Origin of the sequence: uncultured Cetobacterium sp., assembly GCF_947039425.1 — a bacterium.
Lineage (GTDB): Bacteria > Fusobacteriota > Fusobacteriia > Fusobacteriales > Fusobacteriaceae > Cetobacterium_A.
In genome coordinates this window covers 1-5,134 of sequence record NZ_CAMQYW010000129.1, presented here as the reverse complement: position 1 = coordinate 5,134, position 5,134 = coordinate 1, and the positions used below count along the sequence as shown (strand labels likewise).

The following is a 5,134-nucleotide window of genomic DNA, read 5'->3' as shown; positions in this document are numbered from 1 at the left end:
ATACTTCTTGGGTCATGTATTAAAACATTTGTATCTAGAACATAGATTTTTCTCATAGTATCATCCCCTTATCTGAATTTTTTTTAAAACTCCCTTAATTGCATCTTCTAAAGTTTTAAACTCTCTTAATTCATTTTTACTTATAAGTTTATCTATTTCCTTTTTACTATAACCTAAAGATTCAAGAGCTAAGTAAAGTTCATCCTCTATCATTAAGTTCATTGAATCCTCTTGTGGCTCCTCCATTGACATTAAATTTAAAGTTTTCATCTTATTATTTAAATCAATTATAATCTGTTTAGACTTTTTCTCTCCAAGTTTTGGAACCTTTTTTAAAGTTTTAAAATCCTCATTTAAAACTATCTCTCTAATATTATCTATTGAAAATGTTGACATTATAGCAAGAGCAAGTGATAATCCTATACCACTTACTCCTATTAACATTTCAAAGAGAGCTCTTTCCCTCTCCTCTAAAAATCCAACAAGTTTAAAAGCATCCTCCTTAATTACATTATAAATATAAAGTTGCTTATTTTCATTTAAAACAACCTTGTCATATGTTTTTAAAGTTATATATACTCTATACCCAACTCCATTTACATCCATTGCCACATACTCTGGTCTCTTAACAGTTATCTTTCCATTTAAGTATTCAAACATTTTTTCTCCTTATTTTTTCAGTAGTTTTTTCAAATATTTTCCTGTATATCCCTTTTTAGATGCTGCTATTTTTTCAGGTGTTCCAGTTAGTATTACCTTTCCACCACCAGCCCCTCCCTCTGGCCCAATATCAATTACATAGTCTGCATTTTTTATTACATCTAAATTATGCTCTATAATTATAACTGTATTTCCTTTATCTATTAATCTTTTAATTACCTCTAAAAGTTTTCTAATATCTTCAAAATGAAGTCCTGTTGTTGGCTCATCTAAAATATAAACTGTTTTTCCCCTTGTTGATTTTGCCAGTTCACTAGCTAGTTTTATTCTTTGAGCTTCTCCACCAGATAAAGTTGTTGCTGGTTGCCCTAGTTTTATATAATCAAGACCAACATCCACTAATACTTTTAACTTTCTCTCTAAACTTGGAATAGCTTTGAAAAATTCATAAGCTTCTCCAACACTCATATCAAGTACATCTGATATATTTTTATTTTTATAATAAACTTCTAAAGTTTCTCTGTTATATCTTTTCCCTTTACAAACTTCACATTCAACATATACATCTGGTAAGAAGTTCATCTCTATCTTTATAATTCCAGCTCCTTGACAAGCTTCACAACGACCACCTTTAACATTGAAAGAGAATCTTCCCTTAGAGTATCCACGAGCTTTAGCATCCTTTGTCTCTGCAAATATATCTCTAATATCATCAAATACCTTTGTATAAGTTGCTGGATTTGATCTAGGAGTTCTTCCTATTGGACTTTGATCAATATCTATTACCTTATCAAGATGTTCTAATCCCTCTATACTATCATATGGTAGAGGATATAACTTTCCACCATTTAATTTATTAAATAAAATAGGATAAAGTGTTTGGTTAATAAGAGAAGATTTCCCACTTCCACTTACTCCTGTTACAACTGTTAAAACTCCTAAAGGTATCTCTACATTTACATTTTTTAAGTTATTTCCCTTAGCTCCCTTTAAAGTTAAAAAGTTCTCACCTTTTAATCTCTTTTCAGGAACAGGAATACTTAACTCCCCTTTTAAATATTTTCCAGTTATAGAGTTCTCATTTTCCATTATCTCTTTTGGAGTTCCTTTAGCTACAATATCTCCTCCATAAACTCCAGCTCCTGGACCAATATCTAGTATATAATCTGCCTGGTACATAGTATCCTCATCATGTTCCACTACAATTAAAGTATTTCCTAGATCTTTCAATCTATTTAATGTTCCTAAAAGTTTGTCATTATCCCTTTGATGAAGACCTATACTTGGCTCATCTAAAACATAGAGAACCCCTGTTAAACCAGATCCTATTTGAGTTGCAAGCCTTATCCTTTGAGACTCTCCTCCAGATAAGGTTTTAGTTTCACGAGATAAACTTAAGTAATCAAGTCCTACATTTATCATAAAACTTATACGTTCTCTTATCTCTTTTAATATTTCAGAAGCTATATCCTGCTCTTTCTTTGTAAGTTTTAGATTCATAAAAAATTCAAGGGAATCTTTTATACTTAGTTCAGTTATATCTATAATATTTTTATCATTTACAGTCACAGCTAAAACCTCTGGTTTTAATCTTTTTCCATGACAAACCTTACAAACCTTGTCTATCATAAATCTATTTTCAATATCATCTCTCATGCTCTCTGAAAATGACTCTTTATATCTTCTTTCAAGGTTTCTTACAATTCCTTCATAATCTTTTTCCCCATGAAAACTAAACTCTTTAGAATCATAATCAACTCTAAACATCTTACCCTTAGTTCCATATAAAATTATATCCATCTCATCTTTACTCATATCTTTTACAGGCTTTTCAAGATCAATATTAAAAACCTTAGCCATTGATTCAAATATTGTCCAAGCATACCCTTTTTTAGCTGATGCTGCACCTGGTATATATATTCCACCCTTTAAAATAGAAAGTTTATCATTTTCTATTAATCTACTTTCATCTATTTCAAGTCTTTTCCCTATTCCTTTACACTCTGAACAAGCACCAAAAGGAGCATTAAATGAGAAAAGTCTAGGATTTAAATCTGGAATATTTACATCTTCATGATCTGGACATGAAAAATTCTCACTATATACCTGTTCAATTTCTCCAACATTTATAATAATTCTTCCCTCAGACAATTCAATTCCTTGCTCTATACTTGTTGTTAATCTACTTTTAAAATCTTCATCCTCTTTATCTACAACAATTCTATCTACAACAACTTCAATATTGTGTTTTTTATTTTTATCAAGTTCTATTTCATCCTCAATATATAGTATCTCCCCATCAACTCTAGCTCTTACAAAACCCTTTTTAACTAAATTTAGAAGTAAATTTTTATGAGTTCCCTTTTTATCCTTAACAACAGGGGATAAAATCATCATTCTATCTCCATCACTGAACTTCTCATATACATTTTCAACTATCTCATCAACACTTTGCTTTTCAACACTTTTCCCACATACAGGACAGTGAGCCTTTCCTATATGAGCAAATAAAAGTCTCATATAATCATATATCTCTGTTACTGTTCCAACAGTTGATCTTGGGTTCTTATTAGTTGTTTTCTGCCCAATTGAAATGGCGGGTGCTAATCCCTCTATACTATCAACTTCTGGTTTTTTCATTTGACCTATAAACTGTCTAGCATAAGCTGATAAACTTTCCACATATCTTCTTTGACCTTCTGAATATATTGTATCAAAGGCAAGAGATGACTTTCCGCTTCCACTTACTCCTGTCACTACTACAAATTTATATTTTGGTATCTCCACATCAAAATTCTTAAGGTTATGCTCACGAGCACCCTTAATTGTTATTTTATCTAACATATAAAACCTCCTTAGCAAAAGACCCCCTTGATTAACAAGAGGGCTTCATATTAGTAATATTTAATTAATTCATTTTCGTAAAAACTAAAGTGTGAATCCTCACTCACTATAATATGATCTAAAAGTCTTATGTCCACCTTATCTAAAAGGTCTTGCATCTCTAAAGTTAGCTCTATATCTTTTTTTGATGGTTGTAAATTCCCACTTGGATGATTGTGAACAAATATAACCCCTTTAGCTTTAGTATATATCCCTCTTTCAACTATCTTTCTAGGATATACAACACTTCTATCTATAGTCCCTTTAAAAAGTATCTCATCACTTACAATCATATTGTTTGAATTTAAAAATATCACTTTAAACTCCTCACTTTTTAAAATTCCAATATCCTCTTTTAAATAGTTTATAAGCTCACTTTTTCCCTTTAAACTTTTTAAATCTAAAGTTCTAGTTTCTCTATAGGATTCTCCAACTATAATATCACCTATAACTTTTAAATAAAGTGATGTTTCAGGTCCAACACCCTTTATCTTTTCAATATCTTTAATATCAGCTCTTATGACTCCGCCAATACTTTTAAACTCTTTTAACAGATCTTTTGCTATTCCCTTACAATCTCTTAACTTTATAATTGAAGTTAAAATAAGTTCTAAAACTTCATAGTCATAAAGACCCTTATATCCTAAATTTAAATACTTTTCTCGTAATCTCTTTCGGTGTCCTAGCATTTGGTTTTTTTCCAATATACTCACCTCACAAATTTACTTTAGTATCTCATAAACCTCATCTCTTGTTTTCATAATCTTTGGTATATTCATAGCTGCCTTTAAAATAGGATAGGCAAGAACAGCTCCTGTTCCCTCTCCTAAACGCATCTCCATATGTAAAAAAGTTTTTATATTTAAAGCTTCCATTACAACCTTCATTCCAGGTTCCTCGCTCATATGAGTTCCAATTAGATAATCCTTAATTTTAGGTTCCATCTTACAAGCTACAAGAGCAGCAACAGCAGATATAAACCCATCGATTAACATGGGTTTCTTATTTCTTCCAGCTCCAATATAAAGACCAACCATACAAGCTATATCAAAACCTCCAACACATCTCAAAATCTCCATTGGCGAACTATTAAATAAATCATATTTTTTACAAGCTTCTTTTATAATATTTTTCTTTTTACTTAGTCCAATATCACAAAGTCCACCACCACGACCTACCACCATATCTATATCACTCTTAGTTAAAGCATATAGTATAGCTGAGCTTGTTGTAGTATTAGCTATTCCCATCTCACCATTTGAATAAAAATCAAACTCTTTTTTTCTATCTATCATATTTATTCCAACTAAAATAGCCTTTTCAATCTCTAAATGTGACATAGCTGGTTCTTTGGCAAAGTTCTTAGTTCCCATAGCTACTTTTTCAATATATAAATTTTCATACTCTCTTTTAATATGTCCATTTATTCCAACATCGATTACATTTAATGGAATATTTAAACTTTCACAAAGTATTCCAATAGCTGCTACAGAGTTTAACATAGCCTCTGAAACTATTCTTGTATACTCAAGTGGACAAGAGGATACCCCTTCCTCAATAACCCCGTTATCTGCCGAAGCTATAAAGTGGC

At 30.9% G+C, this 5,134-nt stretch carries 4 protein-coding genes; all 4 read right to left on the bottom strand.

Annotation, left to right across the window (positions count from 1 at the left end; all coding sequences use genetic code 11):
* Positions 1-60: 60 nt before the first annotated feature.
* Positions 61-660, bottom strand: a complete 600-nt coding sequence (ruvA, locus tag Q0V09_RS07400; protein WP_297488053.1) for a Holliday junction branch migration protein RuvA — start codon at positions 658-660, stop codon at positions 61-63.
* 9 nt (positions 661-669) lie between these two features.
* Entirely contained in the window at positions 670-3,504 is a 2,835-nt protein-coding gene (gene uvrA / locus Q0V09_RS07395) for an excinuclease ABC subunit UvrA (protein ID WP_297488050.1), read from the bottom strand.
* A gap of 50 nt (positions 3,505-3,554) precedes the next feature.
* A complete protein-coding gene (gene radC, locus Q0V09_RS07390) occupies positions 3,555-4,247 on the bottom strand; it encodes a DNA repair protein RadC (protein WP_297488047.1) in 693 nt (230 codons plus the stop codon).
* An 18-nt stretch (positions 4,248-4,265) separates the two neighbouring features.
* Positions 4,266-5,134, bottom strand: an 869-nt coding sequence (gene cobT, locus Q0V09_RS07385; RefSeq protein ID WP_297488045.1) for a nicotinate-nucleotide--dimethylbenzimidazole phosphoribosyltransferase, incomplete at its 5' end; no start/stop codon positions are given.

What these genes read in the sequence shown, in the direction of transcription:
- uvrA (WP_297488050.1), bottom strand. Translation starts at nt 3,504, where the DNA reads ATGTTAGATAAAATAACAATTAAGGGTGCTCGTGAGCATAACCTTAAG.
- ruvA (WP_297488053.1), bottom strand. Translation starts at nt 660, where the DNA reads ATGTTTGAATACTTAAATGGAAAGATAACTGTTAAGAGACCAGAGTAT.